The sequence below is a fragment of the Acetivibrio saccincola genome, from assembly GCF_002844395.1.
Taxonomy (GTDB): Bacteria; Bacillota; Clostridia; order Acetivibrionales; family Acetivibrionaceae; genus Herbivorax; species Herbivorax saccincola.
On record NZ_CP025197.1, the window covers coordinates 127,395 to 151,703 of the forward strand.

24 protein-coding genes and 3 pseudogenes are annotated in these 24,309 nt (G+C 31.2%); 21 read left to right on the forward strand and 6 right to left on the reverse strand.

Annotation, left to right across the window (positions count from 1 at the left end; all coding sequences use genetic code 11):
* The first annotated feature begins 1,080 nt into the window (after positions 1 to 1,080).
* From HVS_RS00670 to HVS_RS00725, 12 genes are all read left to right on the forward strand, one after another.
* Positions 1,081 to 1,389 (forward strand): hypothetical protein, encoded by a 309-nt coding sequence (locus tag HVS_RS00670; RefSeq protein WP_003514290.1) that lies wholly within the window; start codon positions 1,081 to 1,083, stop codon positions 1,387 to 1,389.
* Positions 1,390 to 1,562: 173 nt separating this feature from the next.
* Positions 1,563 to 2,237 carry a hypothetical protein gene (locus HVS_RS00675; RefSeq protein ID WP_101298556.1) on the forward strand — a complete coding sequence of 225 codons (675 nt, stop codon included), beginning with the start codon at positions 1,563 to 1,565 and terminating at the stop codon, positions 2,235 to 2,237.
* Positions 2,238 to 2,350: 113 nt separating this feature from the next.
* Positions 2,351 to 2,800: a hypothetical protein gene (locus tag HVS_RS00680; RefSeq protein WP_159063328.1), complete on the forward strand. Its 450-nt coding sequence runs from the start codon at positions 2,351 to 2,353 to the stop codon at positions 2,798 to 2,800.
* A gap of 315 nt (positions 2,801 to 3,115) precedes the next feature.
* Positions 3,116 to 3,346: a PF20097 family protein gene (locus HVS_RS00685; RefSeq protein WP_101298558.1), complete on the forward strand. Its 231-nt coding sequence runs from the start codon at positions 3,116 to 3,118 to the stop codon at positions 3,344 to 3,346.
* Between the two features lie 186 nt (positions 3,347 to 3,532).
* Positions 3,533 to 4,363 (forward strand): Mrp/NBP35 family ATP-binding protein, encoded by an 831-nt coding sequence (locus HVS_RS00690; protein ID WP_101298559.1) that lies wholly within the window; start codon positions 3,533 to 3,535, stop codon positions 4,361 to 4,363.
* A gap of 151 nt (positions 4,364 to 4,514) precedes the next feature.
* Entirely contained in the window at positions 4,515 to 4,949 is a 435-nt protein-coding gene (locus HVS_RS00695) for a DUF134 domain-containing protein (protein WP_101298560.1), read from the forward strand.
* A 392-nt stretch (positions 4,950 to 5,341) separates the two neighbouring features.
* Positions 5,342 to 5,932 carry a hypothetical protein gene (locus tag HVS_RS00700; RefSeq protein WP_101298561.1) on the forward strand — a complete coding sequence of 197 codons (591 nt, stop codon included), beginning with the start codon at positions 5,342 to 5,344 and terminating at the stop codon, positions 5,930 to 5,932.
* Positions 5,933 to 6,001: 69 nt separating this feature from the next.
* Positions 6,002 to 6,382, forward strand: coding sequence for a hypothetical protein (locus HVS_RS00705; RefSeq protein WP_101298562.1), 381 nt, complete (start codon positions 6,002 to 6,004; stop codon positions 6,380 to 6,382).
* 113 nt (positions 6,383 to 6,495) lie between these two features.
* Positions 6,496 to 6,897 carry an arsenate reductase ArsC gene (locus HVS_RS00710; protein ID WP_101298563.1) on the forward strand — a complete coding sequence of 134 codons (402 nt, stop codon included), beginning with the start codon at positions 6,496 to 6,498 and terminating at the stop codon, positions 6,895 to 6,897.
* 108 nt (positions 6,898 to 7,005) lie between these two features.
* Entirely contained in the window at positions 7,006 to 8,022 is a 1,017-nt protein-coding gene (locus HVS_RS00715; RefSeq protein ID WP_101298564.1) for a permease, read from the forward strand.
* Between the two features lie 121 nt (positions 8,023 to 8,143).
* Positions 8,144 to 8,371, forward strand: a complete 228-nt coding sequence (locus tag HVS_RS00720) for a thioredoxin family protein (protein ID WP_014256055.1) — start codon at positions 8,144 to 8,146, stop codon at positions 8,369 to 8,371.
* A 113-nt stretch (positions 8,372 to 8,484) separates the two neighbouring features.
* Entirely contained in the window at positions 8,485 to 9,048 is a 564-nt protein-coding gene (locus HVS_RS00725) for a DUF2703 domain-containing protein (protein ID WP_101298565.1), read from the forward strand.
* A 296-nt stretch (positions 9,049 to 9,344) separates the two neighbouring features.
* On the opposite strand, the gene HVS_RS00735 is transcribed toward HVS_RS00725, so the two are convergent.
* Positions 9,345 to 9,749, reverse strand: a complete 405-nt coding sequence (locus HVS_RS00735; protein ID WP_101298566.1) for a four helix bundle protein — start codon at positions 9,747 to 9,749, stop codon at positions 9,345 to 9,347.
* Between the two features lie 525 nt (positions 9,750 to 10,274).
* Here HVS_RS00735 and HVS_RS00740 point away from each other — a divergent pair.
* The 6 genes and pseudogenes from HVS_RS00740 to HVS_RS00760 all read left to right on the forward strand — a co-directional run.
* On the forward strand, positions 10,275 to 11,183 hold the full coding sequence (locus HVS_RS00740) for a ParM/StbA family protein (RefSeq protein WP_101298567.1): 909 nt from the start codon (positions 10,275 to 10,277) through the stop codon (positions 11,181 to 11,183).
* A 4-nt stretch (positions 11,184 to 11,187) separates the two neighbouring features.
* The gene (locus HVS_RS00745; protein ID WP_101298568.1) at positions 11,188 to 11,472 is read left to right on the forward strand and encodes a hypothetical protein; all 285 of its coding nucleotides are present in this window, start codon (positions 11,188 to 11,190) and stop codon (positions 11,470 to 11,472) included.
* Between the two features lie 424 nt (positions 11,473 to 11,896).
* Positions 11,897 to 13,336, forward strand: coding sequence for an ISLre2 family transposase (locus tag HVS_RS00750; RefSeq protein ID WP_242971622.1), 1,440 nt, complete (start codon positions 11,897 to 11,899; stop codon positions 13,334 to 13,336).
* Positions 13,337 to 14,019: 683 nt separating this feature from the next.
* A pseudogene (locus tag HVS_RS17800) lies at positions 14,020 to 14,202 on the forward strand (hypothetical protein); the annotation flags it as partial.
* A gap of 26 nt (positions 14,203 to 14,228) precedes the next feature.
* Positions 14,229 to 15,446 carry a hypothetical protein gene (locus HVS_RS00755; protein ID WP_101298570.1) on the forward strand — a complete coding sequence of 406 codons (1,218 nt, stop codon included), beginning with the start codon at positions 14,229 to 14,231 and terminating at the stop codon, positions 15,444 to 15,446.
* Between the two features lie 63 nt (positions 15,447 to 15,509).
* Positions 15,510 to 15,842 (forward strand): annotated as a pseudogene (locus HVS_RS00760) (anti-phage BREX system Lon protease BrxL); the annotation flags it as partial.
* Between the two features lie 316 nt (positions 15,843 to 16,158).
* On the opposite strand, the pseudogene HVS_RS17805 reads toward HVS_RS00760, so the two are convergent.
* The 4 genes and pseudogenes from HVS_RS17805 to HVS_RS00775 all read right to left on the reverse strand — a co-directional run bounded on the left by HVS_RS17805 (position 16,159) and on the right by HVS_RS00775 (position 18,663).
* A pseudogene (locus tag HVS_RS17805) lies at positions 16,159 to 16,960 on the reverse strand (ExeA family protein).
* Positions 16,961 to 16,962: 2 nt separating this feature from the next.
* A complete protein-coding gene (locus HVS_RS16840) occupies positions 16,963 to 17,199 on the reverse strand; it encodes a hypothetical protein (RefSeq protein ID WP_242971601.1) in 237 nt (78 codons plus the stop codon).
* Between the two features lie 101 nt (positions 17,200 to 17,300).
* Complete coding sequence (locus tag HVS_RS16845; RefSeq protein ID WP_242971623.1) at positions 17,301 to 18,020, reverse strand: hypothetical protein; 720 nt, start codon at positions 18,018 to 18,020, stop codon at positions 17,301 to 17,303.
* A 49-nt stretch (positions 18,021 to 18,069) separates the two neighbouring features.
* Positions 18,070 to 18,663: a hypothetical protein gene (locus HVS_RS00775; protein ID WP_101298571.1), complete on the reverse strand. Its 594-nt coding sequence runs from the start codon at positions 18,661 to 18,663 to the stop codon at positions 18,070 to 18,072.
* 507 nt (positions 18,664 to 19,170) lie between these two features.
* Between HVS_RS00775 and HVS_RS00780 the strand changes: the two genes are divergently transcribed.
* The 3 genes from HVS_RS00780 (at position 19,171) to HVS_RS00790 (ending at position 23,345) form a co-directional block, all read left to right on the forward strand.
* Complete coding sequence (locus HVS_RS00780) at positions 19,171 to 20,865, forward strand: RNA-binding domain-containing protein (RefSeq protein WP_101298572.1); 1,695 nt, start codon at positions 19,171 to 19,173, stop codon at positions 20,863 to 20,865.
* A 1,662-nt stretch (positions 20,866 to 22,527) separates the two neighbouring features.
* Positions 22,528 to 22,836 (forward strand): hypothetical protein, encoded by a 309-nt coding sequence (locus HVS_RS00785; protein ID WP_003514290.1) that lies wholly within the window; start codon positions 22,528 to 22,530, stop codon positions 22,834 to 22,836.
* Positions 22,837 to 23,009: 173 nt separating this feature from the next.
* Positions 23,010 to 23,345 (forward strand): hypothetical protein, encoded by a 336-nt coding sequence (locus HVS_RS00790; RefSeq protein ID WP_101298573.1) that lies wholly within the window; start codon positions 23,010 to 23,012, stop codon positions 23,343 to 23,345.
* Positions 23,346 to 23,630: 285 nt separating this feature from the next.
* Here HVS_RS00790 and HVS_RS00795 read toward each other — a convergent pair whose 3' ends face one another.
* Positions 23,631 to 24,107, reverse strand: coding sequence for an ExeA family protein (locus tag HVS_RS00795; RefSeq protein ID WP_242971624.1), 477 nt, complete (start codon positions 24,105 to 24,107; stop codon positions 23,631 to 23,633).
* Positions 24,108 to 24,309: the final 202 nt, after the last annotated feature.

The following is a 24,309-nucleotide window of genomic DNA, read 5'->3' on the forward strand; positions in this document are numbered from 1 at the left end:
AATAGGAATTAAATGGGAAATTGGAAGGGAATAACAAGCCAGTGTTTTCAAGGGTTTGAGGGCTGTCTATAAAAGGACTTTATTTGAAAAAGGAAAGAAGTTTGTTTGAGGTGCATATAGTTAGGATTGAGGAAAAAGGGGTAAGGAAATAGGAAAAAATTTTGAAAGAATTTAGGCCATAATTAGTTGTTGTAAAAATAAAATAAAGTAGTTGTAGTGAAAGGAATAATGAATCAGGGAAAGTATTGATAATACAAGGGTTAGTTGGATTTTAAGGTTAAAGGATTATGGTTATTAAAGGGAAATCGTGAAAGTACTTTATTTACTTTTACTATACAACATAGGCCTTTTTTTCTGTTTCAAAAAATAGCATAGTTAAAATTGTAAGAAACAAAAAAGTCCTTTTATTGCTGAAAAGTAGTTGCAAAAACAAAATAAAGTTCTTGTATTAGGATTTTATTCACATTTTATGAAACAAGAATGGGGATAAATCATATGAAATACAAGGGAAATGGGGATAAAAGGGTAAAGGGATAAGGACATTATTTACTTTTTATAAGAACTTGACGTATTTTTTCTGTTTCAGAAATGATGAAGAAGAAATTTTAGAAAAAGAAAAGGTATTTTTACGGATGTTAAAGTTTTTTTATAATAAAAATAAAGTTGTGGTATCAGAAGGTAAAAGGGGCAAGGGGAAATATTGAAAATACGGGGTTTGGTAAGATTTTAAGGTATAAAAATATTGGAAATTGTAGGGAGTTTATGCAATGACTTTATTTGCATTTACTATAGAACATGCTCTGCTTTTTCTGTTTTTAAAAATTGAAGCATGATAATTTTAAAAAAGAAAAACAAATTTATAACTGATAAAGTTCTAATAAAATGAAAACAAAGTTGAAAAAACATATTTGGTTGTTTGAATTTATAGATATATGATGAATGCTATTTTATATAAATTCTTAATAAATATACTGCAGAAGCATTTGTTATGATTGAAATAATAATAAGAATTGTGTTATATTGCAAATAAATGGTGAAGTTCATGGTTATAAATGGGTTTTATATGAAAGGGTGAAGATTATGGAAAGAAAAAAAGTAATAAATTTTTCAAACAGATTTTTTAGCAATTTAGAACAACTTGGTTTGGATTTTAATAAGGCAAAACAAAATATCCTTTCTCACATTGAAGAAAAGGAAAAAGACCTAAGTCTGGATAAAAGGATGGTATTTTATACTCCATATATAGAGGATGGCAAAAAATATATGCTGGCTGGCTTTGTAACAAAAAAGGAAAAATCTATTTTTATAGAAGCCAACAGCATATGGGATAAGGGGTTTAATCCTGAAGACATAATAGTTACAGAAACAAATATTAGGATTATCAAATAGTTAAAGTCAAGAGTGGGTTTTGGGTATAAGACAATAGCACCAGTGACAAACATGTCAAGCAATAAATTTAAAATTGAGGCATTACAGTCTTACTATAATACGATTTAATAAGTGATATAAGTTGATTTAGAAGGTTTTTATTTTAATAACTGCGAGTTAAGGGGGGAATAAAATTGTATTTTAACAAACAATATTTTCAATTATTTGGCGAAAAAGAATTTGATACTTATGAACGTGAGCAGATAGTTGCCATAAAGGATGAAATTGAAAGAGAGTCAGAAAATTATATTTTGAATGTGAATGAAACAGAATTTATTAATTATATAACGAATAAATATGTATTAAAAGAGCCACAATTTGATTACGATAATATATTCGTCTCTACATATCAGAAAGACATAGAAGGTAAATATTGGCCTAGAAGATATAATGTATATGATGATAAATTTTATTCTGTAGATGTAATAGTATATCATATTCCCTTTGTTGGAATGTCTGAATTGTTAAAATACACACCTAATCCTAGAATGCTCTGGACTGAAAAAGTATATATAGAAGAACAATGTTTATGTTATGAGATAATTAGTTTTGAAAAAGATGCTAGTAAAGTTAAAAGAGAGTTTGAAAGTTTTGTTAATAATCTAAATCAGCAATTGAATAATTTACTCGGGAATATACAACAATATAACGACAAGTTATATAATATCATAAAATCTACTCTACAATCAAAAAAACAAAAAATATTAGAGAAAAATAATATGCTTGCAGCACTTGGTGTACCCATAAAAAAAGTAGATAATATTTCAAAAACTTTTTCTGTGCCTATATCAAAATCAAAAAAGAAATAGTTCTAAAGCCAAGTGTTACAGAAAAGGGATTTACACCTGAACCAACGCTAGACCCTGGTATATATGAAGATATACTAGCCACAATATACGATGTTGGAAAGCAATTTGAACGTATGCCTTCAATATATTCCGGAAAAGAAGAAGAGCATTTAAGAGACCATTTTTTATTGTTCCTCCAACCAAGGTATGAATGGTCTGCCACAGGAGAGACATTCAATAAATCTGGGAAAACAGATATTTTAATAAGGTATAATAACTCGAATATATTTATAGCAGAATGCAAGTTCTGGAAGGGACCTAAAAATTATCTGGCGACAATCACTCAATTGCTTGGATATTTGACATGGAGGGATTCAAAGACTGCAGTAATTATTTTTGTGCAAAATAAAGATTTTTCCGCTGTGTTGAAGAGTGTTGAGGAAACGACAAACCAATATCCAAATTATTTGGGATTTGTGAATAAACAGAATGATTCTTGGTTTAACTATAGATTTCACATTAACGGAGATAAGAATCGAGAGGTAAAAGTTGCAGTTTTACTGTTTCATATTCCTAGTATATAACTAAAATAAGTTCTACTCCATGATAATAACTTCTCTCTGTAAAAATAAAGTTCATTCAAGAATCCCGCAGTAGATGCAGAATAACCCCTGCTTTACTGTGGGATTTTTGATTTTCAGGGAGAGAAGGATAAAGTTTTGAGGGGTTGGGGCTGGAGCGTAATAGAGTAATTATATACATCTTTAGGGGGGTACAAGGGAAATGAAGAGATAGAAAAGTAGATGTTTTTATATAAATTATAGTGAAAAATAAAGGTATGTGGTATACACTTGTAGAATTATGCGAATAAAGACTTTATTATTTTAGGAGATGAATTTATGATATGTCCTTACTGTGGTAAAGAAATGAGATACGGAGTAATTCAGAGCCAAAATGAAATTAGTTGGAAACCTAAAAAAGGAAAGTTTTTTGCAACTGCTCAATTTAGTAAGGAAGCAATTATTCTGTCTGAGTTTTCTTTTCTAAAAGGTTCATGTGTTGAAGCATATTGCTGTGATGATTGTAGAAAAATTGTTATAGATTATAGCGGTGGGGATTTATCAGAATAATTCAAATATTTATCTATTTTGTTAGCATTACGGAAAATGTGTCATGTAAAAAGATTACATTTACTGTAAGTTTCTTTATTTTACATTATCCATATAAAATTTATGAATGACTGGCATTTGACAATAACAAACTATGAATGTATAATATAATTGGCAAATGCCAATTATAAATAGGAGGCGATTAAAATACCTAACTGTGGAAATTGTCCTACAAAAGGGAATTGTAAAAACCAAGGGAATTGTATGATAGAAAATAATCCATATAATTTTGTAAAGAAAATAATAGGTGTGATGAGTGGAAAAGGAGGCGTTGGTAAATCAACGATATCTGCTCTTATTGCGGAAGAGTTAAATAAAAAAGGATATAAAGTAGGAATCCTGGATGCGGATATTACAGGACCTAGCATTCCAAGGCTCCTTAAAGTAAAAGATAAGAAAGCCCAGTCAAATGAACTGGGAATTATACCGGTTACAAATGAAAATGGAATAAAGGTTATGTCGCTGAATTTACTGATGGAGGATGAAGAACAGCCTGTTATATGGCGGGGGCCTTTAATTGCAGGGATGGTAAAACAATTCTGGACTAATGTCTTATGGGGCGACCTCGATTATCTTGTCATAGATATGCCTCCAGGGACGGGAGATGTTGCGCTAACGGTGATGCAGTCTATTCCTATTAATGGGATAGTGATGGTATCAGTACCTCAGGATTTAGTCTCCATGATAGTCGCAAAAGCAGTGAATATGGTTAGAAGAATGAATATCAAGATTATCGGTGTAGTCCAGAATATGAGTTATGTTATATGCCCTGATTGTGAAAATAAAATCAGAATATTTGATAGTGAGAATACAGAAGATTTTTTAGGCAAATTAAACTTAAAACTACTTGGTGAATTGCCTATGTGCAGCGATATAGCCAATATATCCAAGAAAGACGTAGGAATACAAAATGCAGTATTGGATGAGACAATAAGTGATATTACCGAAAAGGTGATACTTTCAGTAAATGAGAAATAAATAAAAAGATAATAGGAATTGTATTCCACAAAATAAGTAGTTTCAAGCAAGGAATTCAACTCAAAATCCAGGCTGTAGACCTGGATTTTTGTCTGATTTCCTAAAATGATATTGGTTATTGGGTTATCCAAAGATGCAGGGAGGTGAAGAAATGCCAAGGCCTATAAAATGCAGAAGGGTTGAATTTTTTCCGGAAAGTACTTACTTCATACCCCTAGGAAAAAGAAGGAATGAAGTAGAGGAAATTATTCTTAAGGTTGAAGAACTTGAGGCTATGAGGTTAAAAGATATTGAAGGACTTAGCCAGGAAGAATGTGCCGAGAGGATGCAGGTTTCAAGACAGACTTTTCAAAACATTATAGACAGTGCAAGGAAGAAAGTAGCAATAGCGCTGACGCAAGGCAATGCAATACATATAAGCGGAGGGGATTATACTTCAGGTTTATGCCGATTTAAATGTTTAAATTGTGGTGAGGTTTATGATTTGAATTATGAACATGATAAATATACGTGCCCTTCTTGTGGTTCGAGTGAAGTGATTTGTGAGAGAAAGAAAAGGTTCTGCCATAGATGGTGTAGGAAATAGACTTATGTTTATTGTGCCTAAAAATAAACTTTTTCCCTTTTAAGTCCGCAAACCTGTATGGCTGATGGATGCGAATAAAGATGTTACCTTTATAGTGAAAAGTGGAAAGGGTAAATGATGAATAAAGCGATAAAAATAAAATCCTTTGTAATAACCATGATAATGGATTACAAGGGATTGATTTGTTTTATCTGAAAGGAATTTACGAGGAAGTCAAAAAGGTATTAAAGTGTAAAGAGGATATTCTGATAATTCTATAGAATTCTAATTAAATGAATATTAGTTTAAATAACAAGAAAAACACATATGGAAGATATATGATATAATTATAGATAATACTATATTTTGTTGGAGGTTCTATTAATTCAACAAATTAAGTAAGGGGGATTTAAATGAATAAGGTTGATAGTGAAAAAAGAATAAAAGAGATATTTAATATTTTAGAAAATGGAATTACAAATTTCAAAAAAGTGGGGAAAAGAAGGTGGGGTAATCCATCAGGTACACAAGAAGGATTAGATACTTATGAAATTAGGCAGAAAGAGGATAGCATCTTGGTAGCAACAACAAAATGGGCTAATGCTTCAACGGGAGAAATTAATAGAAGTGCAATTTTAACAACAGTATTTCCTGAAAAAAATTACAATTCTTTGGGACAAACTTTAGAGGTAAATTTACCGTATTATTTTTCAAAAAGATTTAGCACAAGAGTATATGAGGATGATAGTTTGATTGAGATAAGGCATTATGGAAATTTTACTATAGGAAGAAGAGGTTTAAAGAAAACATATTTTTTTGAATATTTAAGAGAGAATGGATATGATAATGAAATCTGTATTGATGAAGAAGGAAAAGAATATGTATGTATTATTAGATTGAATGGTAACAGTATAGAGCCTGATTACTTGGGTGAAAGGTTAATTAAATGGACAAAGATTATAAAAGAATATAAAGATTATTATAGAAATCTTTATAGCAATTAAAAGGAGCAGAGTTATGATATATGTAAGTATAAAAGGCAAATTTTATTTTAGGCAGTGAGAGGTAGGAACATGAAAAAACTTTATTTTATGAAATTTATATTACTGATTTTAATATGTATCTTGGTTGGATGTTCTGGTACTTATAACACTAAAACAGCGGAACAATATTTACCTATTCGTGTTTATGTAATGCAAGAATCACAAGAACCTATCAAACCCTCTGTATCCTTGAAAGATAATAATAGATTTACTTTTAATTATTCTGCGTTGAGCAGTTATATTGCAATTGGTTCTTACGAAGTAAATGATGATAATTTGATTCTTAAAACAGATGATGGAAAATTCAAATATGTGTTTAAAATAAAGGATGACCAACTGATTTTTAATGCGGCAGAATCGTCAAAAATCCCATCATACGCTAATGTTCCTGATGGCGCAATTTTCAAATAATCACGAGATAGGTTTATTTGGTTAAAGACCCGAATATGTTTGAATTTGTTAGGATAGCCGGCAACACAATGCACTCGGTTCAAGTAGGCTGATGAAAGGAGAATATAAAACATATGAAAAGGAAGGTTGCCTTTGTATGCGTACATAATTCCTGCCGTTCTCAAATGGCAGAAGGTTGGGCAAAGAAGTTGGGAAGTGACGTATTAGAAGCATATTCGGCAGGGACGGAAAAATACCCTGAAGTGAAGCCACTGGCAGTACAGGTAATGGAAGAAGCAGGAGTGGATATGAGTGACCATCATCCGAAACTATTAAGTGATATTCCGGCGGAAGTAGATATATTAATAACGATGGGATGTAATGTAGAATGCCCTTATGTACCATGCCAGCATATAGAAGATTGGGGGCTTACCGACCCATCAGGCGGACCAATAGAGGATTACAGAAAAACAAGAGATATAATTAAGGAAAAAGTCGAGGATTTAATACAGAGAGTAAAGAACAATCAGATTTGATAAGCGGTATGTAATTAATCAAAATAAGAGAATTGCAGTGAAGTTGAAAAGTGCAAACATGTTGAAAAATAACTTGAAGTGTGTAAGGGGTAAAGGGGATGTTTTCATATGAACATATTAGCCATGATATTCGGTTGGTTAAATGACCAACTATTAAAAATGAGATGGCTTTCAGAATTGGTAAGACTTCTTGTGGAAAAAGTATTTGGTTTACCTGTTAGCGAAAGGATAGGCGGAAGTATTCACTTTTTTATATACGATACAATTAAAATATTTATATTATTATCACTATTAATATTTGTCATATCCTATATCCAGAGTTATTTTCCGCCAGAGAGGACAAAGAAGATTCTCGGAAAGATAAAAGGCATTAAAGGGAATATACTTGGGGCACTGCTTGGTACGATAACTCCCTTTTGCAGTTGCTCCAGTATACCAATTTTTATAGGTTTTACTTCGGCTGGATTGCCTTTAGGCATAACCTTTTCTTTCTTAATATCTTCGCCAATGGTAGATTTGGCATCATTGATGTTGCTAATGTCATTTTTTGGTCCTAAAATTGCTATAGCCTATGTTGTAGTAGGCTTGATTTTGGCGGTTATTGGAGGAACTTTAATAGAAAAGTTTAGACTTGAAAAATATGTAGAAGGATATGTAAGGGAAATCGAAGATGTTGATGCAGAAGTACCTGAAATGACTCGTAGAGAAAGAATATCTTATTCAAAGGAACAGGTTAGAGATATTATCAAAAGGGTTTGGCTATACGTATTAATCGGTGTAGGTATAGGGTCGGCCATTCATAACTGGATTCCCCAGTCAGTCATAGAAAATGTAATTGGAGAAAACAATCCATTTGCAGTGTTGCTTGCTACTATAGTGAGTATTCCAATGTATGCTGATATATTCGGTACTCTGCCAATAGCCGAAGCGTTATTTGCAAAAGGAGTGGACTTGGGGACTATAATGTCATTTATGATGGGGGTAACGGCCCTGTCCCTGCCTTCAATAATTATGCTCAGCAAAGTAGTAAAGCCTAAACTTTTAGCAATCTTTGTATCCATTGTAGCAGTAGGAATTATTATCATTGGATATTTATTTAATGCTTTCTCATATATTTTTGTGTAAAGCAGTGATTCATTTTGAAATGATGATTATTAAAAAATTATAAGGCGTGGAATCAGTATAAAAGAATATTGCGGAAGGACGACAATAACGGAAAAATATTGATTGATGAGGAGGATTTATTATGGTAATTAAAGTTTTGGGTTCAGGATGTTGTAATTGCAAGAAATTAGAGGCTAATGTCAGAGAGGCTGTAAAGGAACTGGGACTTGAAGCCACTATTGAAAAAGTAGAGGATTTTAAGGACATTATGGCATATGGTGTAATGAGAACACCTGCACTTGTAGTAGATGAACAGGTAAAGATTATGGGAAGAGTTCCGTCGGTAGAGGATATTAAAAGATATTTATAACGAGGCGGGAGCATATTTCCGCCTCATTGAAACGCCGCTAATGTAAGAAAATTTTACTACAACCGAAAAATTTTCTTATGAATCTAGGCGTTATAAAGAAGGAGGCTTTTATTATGGGATGTTGTGAAACTCAAAGAAATAATACATGCTGTAGTACGAGTTGCGGGTGTGAAGAGCAAAATTATGAAGAAGAAAAGAAAAAAATAATAATTGATTTTTTGTTTTTAGATTTAAGTATATGTACAAGATGCCAGGGCACGGAGAGCAGTCTTGAAGAAGCCATTAAGGACGTTGCTAAAGTGCTTGAATTAGCGGGCATAGAAGTTGTTGTAAATAAAATTCATATTGATAGTAAGGAAAAGGCCATACAGTATAGATTTGAGAGTTCACCTACTATCCGTATTAATGGAAATGATATACAACTGGAAATGAGAGAATCACTTTGTGAATCATGTGGCGATTTGTGCGGGGATGAAGTGGACTGCCGTGTGTGGGTGTACAAAGGTAAAGAATATAATGTTCCTCCAAAAGCAATGATAATTGATGCCATACTTCGTGAAGTATATAGTGACAAAAAAGCACAGTTAAATAATAGAGTTGGTAAGGAAGCATATCAATTACCGGAAAATTTACGTCGATTTTTTGAATCGATTGAGAAAAATAAGAATTGTGAATAAATGATAGGACTAATGTGCGATTTAATATAGAAGAAGATTAAAGCCTAAGCACATCAACATCTTGACCATATGAACCTTTCTATAAATAGGGCTATTATGATTTTTTAAATGCTTTGGAGATTTAGCAGTCTTTCCAAGGCATTTTTTATAACAGTCTGTAAAGTTCAAACTTATTCATTTGTAAAAATTTTTTCTAGGTGAATTTTAAGTCCACCAAAAGTATGTGATACTGCGCAATCATCGCCTTTGCAAATAGCAGGTGAAAATATTATGGAGTATGTAAAGATTATAAAATATTAGGGGTCAATTGTAACTGATTCATTATCTAAACAAGATTTTAACATCTTTATATAGCCATACAGCATTTTTATTACTTCAAGGAATTTCTCATCTAAAATTTTGTATTGTTCTTCACTTATATAGTTGTTCTGATATGCGGTAAGTAAATGGTTTCTCGTTTCGCCACAACTGCCAAGAGCAGCGTTGGCATGGAATAATTCCCGCTTTATAAACAGTTGGGTATTTCCTTCGGCTATGTTTGCGGAAATACTTCGACTGCTTCTAATGATTTGGTCAGTAAGCCGATACTGCTCATATCCTGGAAACCCTTTAACCAATTCCCCTATCTCCTGCTCCAATGTATTCGCCTTTTGCCAAACCTTAAGCGTCTTAAAATCCTTTACAATTAAACTTTGACTCATGTAAATTCATCCTTTCAAATTTTGATTTTTAACATCATACGGATTATTAAGGAGAAGTCAAATTCTGATAGAAGAATTTTTGCTAAGTAATTACTGAAGGTTAAAAGGGTTAAGGAGACATATAATGCATAATTAATCCTTAGCCCTTTCACCTTAGAACTAATATCCTAACATGAATTTGACGCTTAAAATCTATTTAAGCATTGTAATATCAAGGATTTGGGCAAATTTACTAAATACATATATAATATAGAGAAAGGTAAAGTGGAAAGGGAAAAAGGATTCAGAATATAAGGGTAAACAAAAATACTTGACTTTGTATTAGATGATTTACTATAAAAAAATTGTCCTTAATAATAAGGTATTTTAAATAAATTAACATTATATACCTCCGTTAAAATAAATTCCTACGCTTACCTTATTAACAGGTAAGCAATTTTTTTATTGTAGAAATACTTGAAATTATAAAAAGTGATTTATTAAAAGAACTATAACGAACTAAACCACAAGATTGGAGGAATTGTTATGAGCAATAGGATTTTATTAGGTCTTGATAATGGTAACAAATGTACAAAAACAAGCGAAGGTTATATTAGCGCGTCTGGTTTTACTAAATTTGACTATGAACCAATCTCAACTAATAATTTGTTAGTTTATGAAGGTAAATTTTATAGTATAGGCAGCAATAGACTGTGTGTTCAAATGGACAAAACAGTCAACCAAGATGCTTTCATCTTGTCTTTACCAGCAATAGCAGATGCAATAGATAGTGCAGGAGTAGAAGGAGATGTGGATGTAATCATTGGAGTTGGGCTCCCGATAGTCAATTATGGAATTTTTAAGAAAAAGTTTCGAGAATACTTTTTAAGGCAGAACATAGAATTTAATTTTAATAAAAAAGATTATAAAGTAGATATTGTTAATTGCAAAGTATATCCTCAAGGGTATGCTTCACTTATTACGGTATTTAATAACTATAGGAATATCCTATGCAACATAATAGACATTGGTGGCTATACTGTTGATATTTTTAGAGTTGAGAACGGTATGATTGATAGTAAATCATGTTACTCACTTCCTGATGGAATCATTACGTTAATTGCAAATGTTCAACAGGAACTATTAAAAATGAACATCAGGCTTACTGAAGGCCAGGTACAGGATATAATAGCAGGCAAAGAACCAGTCATTTTTGAAGCGGATGTTAAAGAAATAGTTGAAGCCATAGCAAAAGAGTACACAGAAAATTTATTATCGAAAATCCAAGAGTATGGGTTTGAATTTCGCAACGCTACTGTTTTTACTGGCGGGGGAAGTATGTTACTAAAGAGATACATCGAAGAATCCAGTAGAGTAAAATATGCGGATTTTCTTGACCAGTTTGCCAATGCACGTGGTTATAAGATTCTACTTGAGCAGGAATTAAGAAGGTGATACTATGGCAACAAAACGGATAAATTTGTCTTTTTCTTTAGATAGAGAGGATGATGTGAAGGTATATAACATACTTTCTGCACAAAAGTATAAAACAGATTATGTCATTAAGGCAGTAATAAATTATTTGGAGAAAGAGAATAAGATGATTCTTGATAAGGAAAAAATTAAAGAGATTATAAAGGAAGCGATTCTTGAATGCGGCATAAACGGTATCGACATAAATAAGGCTGAGAACAATGAGCAGAAACTCCCAAAGGAAATTTTCGATATGTTCAATAGTCTATGAAAACCAAAGAAAATATATTAATGAAAACATTGATATTTAACATATTAAATATAGAACGGCAGGCTTTATAACTGCCGTTTTTCTTGCTTTTAAGATAAACAAACATATTTTATATTGTAGTTAAATACTGCGAAATTTACTATAATTTTTGCTTACTAAAGAAAGACATATTAATAACAAGTCTAAGAAAAAATAAAAACTAATGAAAGAAAAGTATAACAATTAATAGAACATTTAGGTACTGGAATAAAAAGTATGGGACTTAAAGGAACCTAGATTTCTATGGATAATTGAAGAATCAGGGTTAGCGTAAAGTTATTGTAGGGAATGAGACATAAAATACCATATATAATTGAAAAGAAGATGACATCCTGTTAAGATATTAATTAAGCAAAAATAATAAATAGAAAGGATGACATCTTCTATGTATAATAGTATACAACATTTTAATGAATTTGGGGTAAAAAGAATTGAAAAAAAGATAAAAAATTTTATTGAAGAAGGAAAAGACTTAGCTGATCTTGTTCTTGGTCTAAAAGAAGATTTATTTAAACTTGGACGCGATATACTTAAAGAAGTGCTTGAAGATATGGATGAATATTTCCGTAACTGTGAAATAAGGAAACAGTATTGGGAAATTATAAGAAAAGATAAAACAGCTATTTTAACGACATTTGGAACACTAAGTTATAACAGGACATATTTTAAGCATAAGGAAAATGGTAATAGACAACACCTAGTCGACAGGATTGTAGGTGTAGAACCACATGACAGAGTAAGTGCCGATGTTGTAATTAATGCAATAGATGAAGCAGCTGACAGCAGCTACAGAAAGGCAGGAGAAAAGGCGACATATATTGATGAAATCAGCAAACAAGCAGTGATGAATAAAATACATAATATTGAAATAGTTGAGCCTGAAATAAAAGTAGATAAAAAGAGAGAAGTAAAAATATTGTATGTTGAGGCCGATGAGGACCATGTAGCATTACAACAAAAAAGTATATTGAGACAGAATGAGAAGGGCAAGAGAAATACAATTATGCCAAAACTTGTATATGTGCATGAGGGAATTGACTTTGAAAAAAGTAATAAGAAGAGAAAAGTATTAAAGAATGTTCGATATTTTGGGGGAGTGTATAAGAATTCAGAAGATTTGTGGCTTGAAGTATCGGAATACATATATAAACAATATGACGTTGATTTTTTAGAGACGGTGTATATATCAGGAGATGGGGCGTCATGGATAAGGCAAGGAGTTAACTGTCTTTCAAAAAGTAAATTTGTACTTGATAGATACCATCTTCAAAAATACGTAAGAGTTGCGACCACACATTTAAATGATGAAGCAATAAGCCAAGATTTACAGGAGGCTTTGAATTTATCTGATAAAAAAATGCTAACAAAGGTTTTTAAAAAGATAATTGAAAAGACAGGCGATAATGAAAATAAAATAAAGGCTATAAAAAATGCAAAGCGATATATTTTAAATAATTGGGATGGTATAGAAATAAGGTCAAACAGAGGAATAGTGGGTTGTAGTGCTGAAGGTCATGTGAGTCATGTATTTTCATCCCGTTTAAGTTCAAGACCTAAAGGCTGGTCGAGAAAAGGTGTAGAAAAGATGTCAAAGCTGATAATATACAAGAAGAATGGCGGTAAGGTATATGACATAGTTATGGCACAAAAACAAAAAAAGTTAGCAGCTAGTAGGCAAGAAATTCAGGAAAAATTAATTAAGGAATTAAAGAAGTCATCAAACAGGTATGAGAGTGTATGGAATAGTAATTTAACTGTTATTCATAAGGGGTGTAAAACTGGTTTATATAAAGAATTAAGGCGTATTATAGGTATATGCGGATAGGGATGAGGTAATAATAAAGCAAAAATTACGGGAAAGTTTACAAGTAAGCCTATCCAATAGGAATTATACATATCTAAAAAAAGACAAAGAAAAAGAAAAAACATAAAAAAAGAAAAAGAAAAGAAAAAAGCAAAACTTTAGTACCATGACCCGCGAAGCCCTACTACTTGTCAAGGCCGGGCTTTGCCCGCTTGTTTTAGCCTTGACAAAATGGAAAATGGTACAATAGAAATACTTTTTTCTTTTAAAAGTAGCGTTAAAATGTGAAGGAACATAGATAACAAAACGTACTAATTTGTCACAAGTATTGAGTAAAATGAATTCTTTATAGAAAGAAAGAGTTATATGGTATAATAGACAATAAGTTAGAGGAATTATAAAAGAAAATAAGGCTCAAAATGATGTAAAACACTTTCGTTACTAAGAGACCGTTATTTGAAATAGTTGCACAAATAAAAAATGGGATGCCATCTACTTTTCTTTTTCCTACAATAAATTGACGCTATCTTTGGATTGTGACATCTTTACATCACCCTCCGCAATATATTATAATATATTATAAAAAATAATCCTACTGTAAAGTGAAAATATTTTTTCAAATTGCGGTAGGGTTAAAAATTTTTTTCACCTATTTTAATGTGATAAAATAAGGGTAGATTTACCTAAATTAAAATGAAAATCTACAGTCTGAAACTTATGAGGACAGAAGTTTCAGAGAAAAGTTTGTATTAAAAAACAGAAAGTATGACAAAACCAAAAAGTATTATCTTATCATGGAAGATGAAGAGGAAACAGTAGAAAAGATATATGATAAAATACCGTTTATTATCGATATAGCAATATCCAATGATGACTTTGGGTTTTAACAAATGGTTGAAAGGAGGCCAATATTATGAAGAAGTATATTAAGAGGTTATTGGGAATAGATGAAATTCTGAAGAATATTGAAGAAATCAAGTCAGAAATTAAAAACCAACCAGAAGAGGAACAGGAACTAAAAAATTCATTACAGTTTGTAAATCCAATTGATAATAAACCATTTTTACATGTAGAGTCATTAATTGATAGTCCAAACAAGTACGAAACAAAAAGTTTAAGACCAATTGGTAGTTCTGAGAAGATTATGAGTCTCATGCAATATCTTCCTATAGTACAAACTGCAAAACAATCAGAGATGCTAAAGGGTGCTTATAAAGTAGTTTTTCCTGAAGGGGCAGTAGGAGAGTTAATGAGATATAAGAATGGAATGCTAGGTACTCCTTTAGTTAATAATGGCAAAATCGGAAATACTCATGCTGGTTTGGTTGAATTGCAGAATTTGTCGTTAACACCTGTAATGGTATTTACAGTAATATCCGCAATTACGGGTCAGTATTTTATGGCTAGAATAGATAAGTCTTTAGAAAGTATATCAAAGGATGTAAGAGAAATAATATCGATGTTTTTAGATGATAAAAAAGCGAAAAACAAGGCGATATTTGGTTTCTATACCTATATCAGAAATAATCTCAATATTATAATAAATAATTCTGATTTGAGAATTGCTACATTGACTAATTTGCAGTCTTATTTAGTAGAACTAAAACAAAATCTACTATTTTATGAAAGTACAATAAAAAGAAAGAATGCAGAATTAGACAGTATTATCAGCAATAATAGAACTACAGGTAAAAGAGTTAATGAGGTGCAAAAAGTTGAGATTGAGGTATCAGAATTGCTTGTTCAACAGCATATATGTTTTGAATTATTGTTAATAGGCAAAATGTATGAGATGCAGTTAGCCCAGATTTATGATGATGAATACTGCAATAACTTAATAGAAGATTTAAACATTCACTTTATAGATTCAGTTACGTTTAATAGAGATATCATTAATAAATATTCAGGGGTATTAGAACAAATTGAACGTAAAGCAATTATTAATAAAGATAAAGTATGGAATGAGAAAGGAAAATTTGATACTAACTTTGTAAAAAGGATGGAAGACTTTGAGAAGAGTGTAATAAATACAATTGATTCAGTAAGAAATCTAATATCCTTTAATAAGGGGGAGCAAGTATTTATCGTAAAAGATGAAGGATTGTATTACTTAGGAGAAGAAGTGTCTTAGAACCTTTTAAAGATATTGTTATACTTTATTAGGAATATAAAGTATAGTTAAGGGGTTGAAAGAGTGGATGAATTAAGCAGGAAACTGAATCAATATTTTGCCGGCAGGGTTGTAAGAAAGGACTTAACAAAAAAGATAAAAGAAGGTGCAAACGTGCCCGTATATGTTCTTGAATATCTTTTGGGCATGTATTGCGCCACAGATGATGAAGAAGGTATAGCCGAAGGTGTTGAAACAGTAAAAAGAATTCTGGCTGAAAATTTTGTGCGTCCTGATGAAGCCGAGAAGGTAAAATCCAAGATTAGGGAAATAGGAAAGTATACCGTTATTGATAAGGTTAGTGTAAAACTTAATGAAAAGAAGGATGTCTACGAGGCTGAATGTAAATTTTCAAATTAAATTAGATAATATTTTCAAATTATTTTAGGTCAATTTTACCACAAATTAGTGAATATTTTCAAATTAAAATAGGAACGCGATAATCAAATTTTCAAATTCCAGTAGGATTCAAAATAAAATTTGGAAAAATAAGTATTGCATAACACTTTCAAATTTGTATAATAAAAATGAGCAGATTAACTGCTCTTAAAATTTTAATCAAAATATTGATAATAGAAAACTTTTAAGTATAAATTCAATAAGTTTACAACATTTATTACTTAAACGGTTTATAACCGTTGTACTAAGGCTGCCGGTTAAAGATAAAAGTATTTTAGATATCAAAGTCTTTTTGTCCTTGGTATACGATTTCTTCATCTACATGCTTTTGCTTTATTGAACAAGCATACATAAGGCTTGAGGTTGCAAGACTGTTAACAAGGCGGGGTACGCCTTTTGATGCAGAATAAATAGCTTCAATTGCAGCCTGGGTAAATATATTTTCATGTAAACCGGCAGACTTTAGCCTTGTAAAAATATAGTCTGAAAGTTCCTCAGGCTTTAACCCCTGCATTACGTATTTTACGGCTATACGCTGCTTTAAAGGTGCATTTACCGCTAACTGTAATTTGTTCCTGATTTGCGATTGCCCCGACAATATTAATATAAAAGGATTTTCAGAGTCCATTTTAAAGTTAAATAAAAGCCTTAATTCTTCAAGTATGCTGTTTGACAGCATCTGTACCTCGTCAAGGATAATAACCCGGAGTAATTTTTTGATTATAGTACAAAGACATTATTGCTTGTTGTATCTGATGAAACATTGTAACCTTCTTATGTGAAGGCACTTCTCCTAAAGATATTAAAAGACCTCGGTAAAAATCCATAACGGTAACTGTTGAGAGAGAAAAATAGCAGGGTTTGTAAAGTCCCGGATTTAACCCGGCTGAAAATTTTCTTAAGGCGGTGGATTTTCCCATTCCCGGTTCACCGACTAAAAGAAACATTCCCCGGATGTTTTGAATATATTTAAATCTTGAATTTAATTCCTTAATATCTTCACTTTCATAAACATCAGAAATATCAATTTCTTTTCCAAAAGGATTGTATTTTAGTCCAAAAAACTGTCTGAACATAATTATTTCTCTCCTTCCATAATTGTTTTAAATGAAATTGTTTGTTTTGATTTAGGCATGTCAGCATGTGTTACAGATACTTCGTTATTTTGTAAATCCACTATTAACTCAGAATTTTTAGGTCTGCCCCTTCGTTTCATATGGGCATTGTCATGAAAATTAACCTGCAAGGCTTCACCGATTTTCTTGCCTTCATAGTATATGAATACCGGCTCTTCTAAACTCTTAATTTTATTCATATTAAGTTGGGATAAAAATCTTTTTCTAACTGTTAAAAAGAACCTTTCTATTTTTCCCCGGCTATGTGCAACAAAGGGTTTCGAATGTATAAGAGCGCATCCTACGTCCGCGCACATAAATTCAAACTGCTGTGAACGGTAAATCTTCCCATTGTCCGTATAGAGCAGGGAAGGTATGCCTCTTCCTGTATGTAAGGTCCATACATTAAATCCCCATACCACAACTCATTTATATATTGATGTGCAAATCTTTTAATTTCTTTTTTCTCTTCAGTTTCATAAATGCTTTCATGATTTGAAAATTTTAAAAACCTGTATAGTGTGGTAAGTGATATTTGCCCTTCTTTTAATATGCCTTTTTTTATTAGTTTATCATAGATGATTGTAGTAGGCGCTTTAGAATATTTTCTTTTCGTCTCAAGGATTTTTTCAGCAAGTTCTGTATCTATTTTTCTACAATTACCCCTGTCTTTCCGGTATCCGGGTTTTAATGCATCCAATCCTCCACGCATGTAATCACAGTACCAGGACTCTATTGTTTTAGGTGAATATTTTCTTATGCCATAGTGTGGCATTTCTACGGGTTTTGATGAAATTTGAGCATAATAGTCCTTACGATTATTCACTTGTCCATTTAGGATCGGACTTATCAGTGAAAATCTTTTTAACGCAATGGCATTTCTTACCTCTTCACTTAACATATTCCTGACCTCCTGTTGCATTTTTAGGAAGCCATGACCGGTCAGGCTGTTCTTTACCACGGATGTTACCATAGTTATTTGCTCAAGTAAAGGAAAATATGGTGTTGCGGTTGATTTCATTAAAAATTTTTCATAAGACGCTTTTTAAAATCCTATTTTAATGTTATAATCATGCTGCAAGAAATGTTTTAGCGGTAGCTTGATAGTATTTTTGAGAGAATAGTTGAATGTTGGGGAATTCTCTTACTACTATTGCTAAAACGTTTCTTGCTTTTTCTGTGTTTCCAAGAGTTTCATCCGGTAATTTCACTTTGTGTATTATTTGTCTTAATCCATTTTGTATTGTATTGAGATTTTTAATGAATTTTTTTCTGTAATAGTATAGAATTTGCCTTGAAAACTGTACGTTGTTTTTTAGATTTAGTTGTTTTATAACTGAATTAATACTACCTTTACGATAAAATAAATTATATATGTATTCAAAAATATGATTTATTGCATTAATAAATCCGGGTAAACAAAAGTTAGGAATATATGATATGGTGCATCCACATAGAGGACATATATAGCGTCTGATTACTATTTTCCCTTTATATTCTTTTGAGTAATAATATCTTTCATAGAAGCCATGTTTGCGGAAACTAACTAATTTATTGCATTTTGGATTGTGACATCTTTTAGTTGGTGGCGGTGGAAAAGGATAATTTCTCCCAAGTTTAATATATTCATGAATTCCTTCATGAACATTGAAGATATATTGCATTTTTACATCACCCTCCGCAATATATTATAAAAAATAATCCTACTGTAAAGTGAAAATATTTTTTCAAATTGCGGTAGGGTTAAAAATTTTTTTCACCTATTTTAATGTGATAAAATAAGGGTAGATTTACCTAAATTAAAATGAAAATCTACAATACTTGTTTTCATAATTCTTTGTTGTATCTGTGTCTGCATCAATTAAATTTTTTTATTTTGCAAATATTTAAGTTGAAGCAAAATATGGTTTATTGGGGTAAATGAATCATACAGGTCACGTTTTAAATATTAAATATGATATTGAATAAGGAGTGATACCAAAACATAGTAAATCAATAGATTAATAGAAATTATAGAGGGAAAAATAGGATTTTAAGTATAATGATAGAAGAATGCTGTGTTTTATTATTGCATTATATATAGAAATGATGCAATAATATAGATAATGATGCAATTAAAATGCATCATGTCGCATTTAATTGCAAAAGTAAGCATAGGAGGAGGTCAGAACTTGAGGACAAAAGATGAGATTTTAAAAATTCTAGATTTGCTAGAAGGAAATATTGCAGATGATTTTGAAGCACAAGATTTAGACTTTAAAGAGTGGGTAGAAAAAAGTCTAAACGATAATATAAATCTAGCAGTAAAGATGGCTGTTTGTATGGCTAATGGTGGAGGAGGAACAGTTGTATTTGGGATAAGAGATAAAGTTAAAGGAAGAAAAAATGCAATAATAGGTGTTCCTCCTATTGTTGATGCATTTTTGATGCAAAAAGCAGTATACGAAAGGACTGACCCCCATATTACTCCGACATTTGATTGGATTGAAGTACCCGAAGGGCATGGAAGAATATTGGTAATGAATATATATCCTGGTATGCCGCCTTATACAGAAACAAATGGAAGTGCTACAATAAGAGTAGGTAAAGATTGCAGACCACTTACGGGGTCTATGAGAAGAGAACTTTTTGCTAAAACTGGAGTTTCAGACTTTACATCAAATTTAGTAGATGAATACTGGAAAGATTGCTTCTCTCCAGTTGCTATGGAAAGAGTAAGAATGATAATGGCTGAAGAACATGCTCCAGATACATTAATAAAAATGTCTGATGAGGATTTGTTAAAGTCCATAGGAGCGCTAAAAGATGGGAAACTAACCTTTGGGGGACTATTGATTGTCGGGAATACTCAGGCACTTTCAAAATATATCCCAAATCATAGATGGGATTTTAGAAGAATGATAAGTAGCACAGATTATAGTATAAAGTATGGTGAAAATTCAGCAATACCAATAGGTTTATATGAATTAGAAAGATATATGGCTACTGAAAATCCGACAACCATTGTTGAGGTTGGTTTCTTACATCCTGAATTTTCTACATATCCTAAAATAGCATTAAGAGAAGCATTACTTAATGCATTTATACATAGGGATTATAGAATTCCAGGAAGTGTTATGCTGAAAGATTATAAAGATAAATTGATTATTACAAACCCAGGTAATTTTATTGGAGGTATTTCTCCGAGTAATATACTTCATCACCCACCTGTAGCAAGAAATTTGCATCTTACAGATTTAATGGATAAACTGAGACTCGTAAATAGAAGTAATCTTGGAGTTCCGAGAATTTATAAGTCTTTGTTAATAGAAGGGAAAGAACCCCCGCAATATAATGAAATAGGAGAATGCATCGAATTAACCCTTATTGCATCAACAATAGTTCCAGAGTTCAGAAATTTTATAAAAGATTTAAATTCTAAAGGAATTGAAGTTGATGTTGACCACTTGATTATTTTAAACTATCTTCTTAGACATAGGGAAATAGACACGTATAATGCTGCTCATATATGTCAGAGAAGTATAGAACAAGTTAGGGAAATACTTAGTTATATGGAGAATAGTTTAAAACTTATAAAATCAGGGGGTACTGTTAAAAAGAAATACTATTCTTTGACTCGGGAAGTTTATTCGATGCTGCAAAAAGGAATAGAATACGATAGGGATAAAAGGCTTGATAAAGAGGCTATTAAAATGAGAATATTATCCATACTAAAGGAAAGGAACCTTACTAATGCAGAAGTAAGACATATGACGGGTATGGATAGGCAACAAGTACTAAGGCTTATGCGTGAGTTAGAAGCGGATGGTGTTCAGATTAAGGGTAGTGGTAGAGGGGCATATTATTGTTTATCTAGAGATGAGTAAAACTAAAGGCAAACAAATGATTCATTATTATGTCGCAATTATAAAATAATTGAATCATTTAATTGCGACAAATTGTTTTTGATGCAATTCAAATCAGGTGAAACTAAAGTTATATCGAGCAGTAATTATTTGTTTATGATAGGTGAATTAGATAAATGGGTACTGTGAAACTTTTAAAGTGAAATCACATGATAAAAATTAATTTGACTAATCCTTATTCCTTTACCTCTCGTGCCTATATCTTATGTCTACATCAAATAAACTTCTTTCATTTTTCAAATGTTTGAGAAGGAGTAAATAAAGTACTTTTAGGAAACATGGTTTATTAGGGAGAAGAAAAGCCCTGTAGGCCATGTTTTTTATGTATTAGTTTTAAGGGATAAGGAATAAGGAGCAAGGCCGAAATTAAGATAAATCAATGGATTGGAAGATTGAATGGAAAAGAAAATGAAATGAAAAATGGACAAAATCCCCCCTTAATCCTCCCCCCTTAACCCTCAATACTAAAAGCACTTTATTTTCATTTTTTGCCCTAAAAATTGAGGAATGAAAGGACTTTAGGAAGTAAGGAATAAGGAAATAGGAATTAAATGGAAAATTGGAAGGGAATAACAAGCCAGTGTTTTCAAGGGTTTGAGGGGGATTTGTGAAAGGAGTTTATTTGAATTTTGATGGGAGTTTGTTTTGATTACATATAGTTAGGATTAAGGAAAAAGGGGGTAAGGAAAATAGGAAATATTTCAGGCTGAAAATAGGGCTTAATTAGTTGTTTCAAAAATAAAATAAAGTTGTATTATTTAAAGGGATAAGGAATAAGGGAAAGTATTGAGAATATTGGCTTTCATGTATTTTTAGGCTTTAAGGGAAAAGGGAAATAAAGGAATTTTATGAAAGGACATTATTTACTTTTTAGATATAACATAGGGCTTTTTTTCTGTTTCCAAAAATCATATGGATAAAAATTCTTATAAACAGAAAAGTTGTTTCATAAGCGGTAAAGTTCTATCAAAATGAAAATAAAGTCCTTATATTAAGATTTTATCCACATTTCTTGATACAAGAATGGGGATAAAGTATAAAAAATATTAGGGAGATGTGGATAAAAGGGTAAAGGGATAAGGACATTATTTACTTTTTATAATAACTTGGCATATTTTTTCTGTTTCAGAAATGATGAAGAAGAAATTATAGAAAAAGAAAAGGTATTTTTACGGATGTTAAAGTTCTTTTATAATAAAAATAAAGTTGTGGTATTGAAAGGTATAAGGAACAAGGGCAAATATTGGAAATACGAGATTTGATATGGGTTTAATGGATAAAGTGATTGGTAATTGTAGGGAGTTGATGCAAGGACTTTATTTGCATTTCCTATAGAACATGCTCTGCTTTTTCTGTTTTTAAAAATTGAAGCATGATAATTTTAAAAAAGAAAAACAAATTTATAACTGATAAAGTTCTAATAAAATGAAAACAAAGTTGAAAAAACATATTTGGTTGTTTGAATTTATAGATATATGATGAATGCTATTTTATATAAATTCTTAATAAATATACTGCAGAAGCATTTGTTATGATTGAAATAATAATAAGAATTGTGTTATATTGCAAATAAATGGTGAAGTTCATGGTTATAAATAGGTTTTATATGAAAGGGTGAAGATTATGGAAAGAAAAAAAGTAATAAATTTTTCAAACAGATTTTTTAGCAATTTAGAACAACTTGGTTTGGATTTTAATAAGGCAAAACAAAATATCCTTTCTCACATTGAAGAAAAGGAAAAAGACCTAAGTCTGGATAAAAGGATGGTATTTTATACTCCATATATAGAGGATGGCAAAAAATATATGCTGGCTGGCTTTGTAACAAAAAAGGAAAAATCTATTTTTATAGAAGCCAACAGCATATGGGATAAGGGGTTTAATCCTGAGGACATAATAGTTACAGAAACAAATATTAGGATTATCAAATAGTTAAAGTCAAGAGTGGGTTTTGGGTATAAGACAATAGCACCAGTGACAAACATGTCAAGCAATAAATTTAAAATTGAGGCATTACAGTCTTACTATAATACGATTTAATAAGTGATATAAGTTGATTTAGAAGGTTTTTATTTTAATAACTGCGAGTTAAGGGGGGAATAAAATTGTATTTTAACAAACAATATTTTCAATTATTTGGCGAAAAAGAATTTGATACTTATGAACGTGAGCAGATAGTTGCCATAAAGGATGAAATTGAAAGAGAGTCAGAAAATTATATTTTGAATGTGAATGAAACAGAATTTATTAATTATATAACGAATAAATATGTATTAAAAGAGCCACAATTTGATTACGATAATATATTCGTCTCTACATATCAGAAAGACATAGAAGGTAAATATTGGCCTAGAAGATATAATGTATATGATGATAAATTTTATTCTGTAGATGTTGTAAATTTTCAAATTAAATTAGATAATATTTTCAAATTATTTTAGGTCAATTTTACCACAAATTAGTGAATATTTTCAAATTAAAATAGGAACGCGATAATCAAATTTTCAAATTCCAGTAGGATTCAAAATAAAATTTGGAAAAATAAGTATTGCATAACACTTTCAAATTTGTATAATAAAAATGAGCAGATTAACTGCTCTTAAAATTTTAATCAAAATATTGATAATAGAAAACTTTTAAGTATAAATTCAATAAGTTTACAACATTTATTACTTAAACGGTTTATAACCGTTGTACTAAGGCTGCCGGTTAAAGATAAAAGTATTTTAGATATCAAAGTCTTTTTGTCCTTGGTATACGATTTCTTCATCTACATGCTTTTGCTTTATTGAACAAGTATACATAAGGCTTGAGGTTGCAAGACTGTTAACAAGGCGGGGTACGCCTTTTGATGCAGAATAAATAGCTTCAATTGCAGCCTGGGTAAATATGTTTTCATGTAAACCGGCAGACTTTAGCCTTGTAAAAATATAGTCTGAAAGTTCCTCAGGCTTTAACCCCTGCATTACGTATTTTACGGCTATACGCTGCTTTAAAGGTGCATTTACCGCTAACTGTAATTTGTTCCTGATTTGCGATTGCCCCGACAATATTAATATAAAAGGATTTTCAGAGTCCATTTTAAAGTTAAATAAAAGCCTTAATTCTTCAAGTATGCTGTTTGACAGCTTCTGTACCTCGTCAAGGATAATAACCGGAGTAATTTTTTGATTATAGTACAAAGACATTATTGCTTGTTTCAAGAAATGTTTTAGCGGTAGCTTGATAGTATTTTTGAGAGAATAGTTGAATGTTGGGGAATTCTCTTACTACTATTGCTAAAACGTTTCTTGCTTTTTCTGTGTTTCCAAGAGTTTCATCCGGTAATTCACTTTGTGTATTATTTGTCTTAATCCATTTTGTATTGTATTGAGATTTTTAATGAATTTTTTTCTGTAATAGTAT

Bases quoted from the DNA above. Each gene is read 5' to 3' on its own strand.
- HVS_RS00670 (WP_003514290.1), top strand. From the start codon at position 1,081: ATGGAAAGAAAAAAAGTAATAAATTTTTCAAACAGATTTTTTAGCAAT.
- HVS_RS00680 (WP_159063328.1), top strand. From the start codon at position 2,351: ATGCCTTCAATATATTCCGGAAAAGAAGAAGAGCATTTAAGAGACCAT.
- HVS_RS00685 (WP_101298558.1), top strand. From the start codon at position 3,116: ATGATATGTCCTTACTGTGGTAAAGAAATGAGATACGGAGTAATTCAG.
- HVS_RS00695 (WP_101298560.1), top strand. From the start codon at position 4,515: ATGCCAAGGCCTATAAAATGCAGAAGGGTTGAATTTTTTCCGGAAAGT.
- HVS_RS00700 (WP_101298561.1), top strand. From the start codon at position 5,342: ATGAATAAGGTTGATAGTGAAAAAAGAATAAAAGAGATATTTAATATT.
- HVS_RS00705 (WP_101298562.1), top strand. From the start codon at position 6,002: ATGAAAAAACTTTATTTTATGAAATTTATATTACTGATTTTAATATGT.
- HVS_RS00710 (WP_101298563.1), top strand. From the start codon at position 6,496: ATGAAAAGGAAGGTTGCCTTTGTATGCGTACATAATTCCTGCCGTTCT.
- HVS_RS00715 (WP_101298564.1), top strand. From the start codon at position 7,006: ATGAACATATTAGCCATGATATTCGGTTGGTTAAATGACCAACTATTA.
- HVS_RS00720 (WP_014256055.1), top strand. From the start codon at position 8,144: ATGGTAATTAAAGTTTTGGGTTCAGGATGTTGTAATTGCAAGAAATTA.
- HVS_RS00725 (WP_101298565.1), top strand. From the start codon at position 8,485: ATGGGATGTTGTGAAACTCAAAGAAATAATACATGCTGTAGTACGAGT.
- HVS_RS00735 (WP_101298566.1), bottom strand. From the start codon at position 9,749: ATGAGTCAAAGTTTAATTGTAAAGGATTTTAAGACGCTTAAGGTTTGG.
- HVS_RS00740 (WP_101298567.1), top strand. From the start codon at position 10,275: ATGAGCAATAGGATTTTATTAGGTCTTGATAATGGTAACAAATGTACA.
- HVS_RS00745 (WP_101298568.1), top strand. From the start codon at position 11,188: ATGGCAACAAAACGGATAAATTTGTCTTTTTCTTTAGATAGAGAGGAT.
- HVS_RS00750 (WP_242971622.1), top strand. From the start codon at position 11,897: ATGTATAATAGTATACAACATTTTAATGAATTTGGGGTAAAAAGAATT.
- HVS_RS00755 (WP_101298570.1), top strand. From the start codon at position 14,229: ATGAAGAAGTATATTAAGAGGTTATTGGGAATAGATGAAATTCTGAAG.
- HVS_RS16840 (WP_242971601.1), bottom strand. From the start codon at position 17,199: ATGAATAAAATTAAGAGTTTAGAAGAGCCGGTATTCATATACTATGAA.
- HVS_RS16845 (WP_242971623.1), bottom strand. From the start codon at position 18,020: ATGAAATCAACCGCAACACCATATTTTCCTTTACTTGAGCAAATAACT.
- HVS_RS00775 (WP_101298571.1), bottom strand. From the start codon at position 18,663: ATGCAATATATCTTCAATGTTCATGAAGGAATTCATGAATATATTAAA.
- HVS_RS00785 (WP_003514290.1), top strand. From the start codon at position 22,528: ATGGAAAGAAAAAAAGTAATAAATTTTTCAAACAGATTTTTTAGCAAT.